Consider the following 936-nt stretch of genomic DNA (forward strand, 5'->3'; position numbering starts at 1 on the left):
TGGGTATCCGGATCGGCCGTCCGTGCACACCGGGGTGGCGTGCGGGCGGCCGATCCGGATACCCATGTGCCATGAGATTCATCAGCGATCTTGACCGACGGCTGTTCGCGCGGGTCGCGGCCGGCCGGCTGCGCGGCGCCCATCCCCTGCTGCCGAGGATCACCCACGCCGCCAACCACGGCCGGCTGTGGTTCGGCACGGCCGGGGTGCTCGCCGCCGTCGGCGGCCGGACCGCGCGGCGGGCCGCGGTGCGGGGCGTCGGGGCGCTGGCCGCCGCTTCGCTCGTGTCCAACACCGTGGTCAAGTGGACCGTGGACCGCCGCCGTCCGCTCCTCGAGGGCGTGCCGCTGATCCGCCGGCTGGCCAAGCAGCCGTGGACGAGCTCCTTCCCCTCCGGGCACTCGGCCTCCGCGGCCGCCTTCGCCACCGGGGTCGCCCTGGAGTCCACCGGGTACGGGATCGCCGTCGCCCCGCTGGCCGCCGCGGTGGCCTTCTCCCGGGTGTACGTCGGCGTGCACTACCCGAGCGACGTCCTCGCGGGGCTCGCCCTGGGCGTCGGCGCCGCCGCGCTCACCTGCCGCTGGTGGCCGCCGCGGCCACAGACCCCGGCGCGGGCCCGGCCGCGGGTCTCGGCCCCGGCGCTGCCCGAGGGCGACGGGCTGGTGGTGGTCGTCAACACCCAGGCCGGCGTCGGCCTCTCGGGGACCGGCCTCACCCCCGCCGAGCAGCTGCGCGCGCTGCTGCCCGGCGCGGAAATCCTGGAGCGCGAACCCGAGCACGACCTCGGGCCGCTGCTGGACCGGGCCGCCCGGCGCGCCGCCGAGCGGGGCGGGGCGCTGGGGGTCTGCGGCGGGGACGGCAGCGTCAACGCGGCGGCCGCGCTGGCCGCCGAGCGCGGGCTGCCGCTGGCCGTCTTCCCCGGCGGCACCTTCGACC

The 936-nt window shown here is 78.3% G+C and carries 1 protein-coding gene; it reads left to right on the forward strand.

Features of this window, described 5'->3' with window-relative positions:
* Positions 1-71 precede the first annotated feature (71 nt).
* Positions 72-936 (forward strand): phosphatase PAP2 family protein (locus tag CCN51_RS52390; protein ID WP_143676262.1); only part of this gene is annotated, 865 nt, incomplete at its 3' end.

Origin of the sequence: Streptomyces milbemycinicus (assembly GCF_002154605.1) — a bacterium.
Lineage (GTDB): Bacteria > Actinomycetota > Actinomycetes > Streptomycetales > Streptomycetaceae > Streptomyces > Streptomyces milbemycinicus.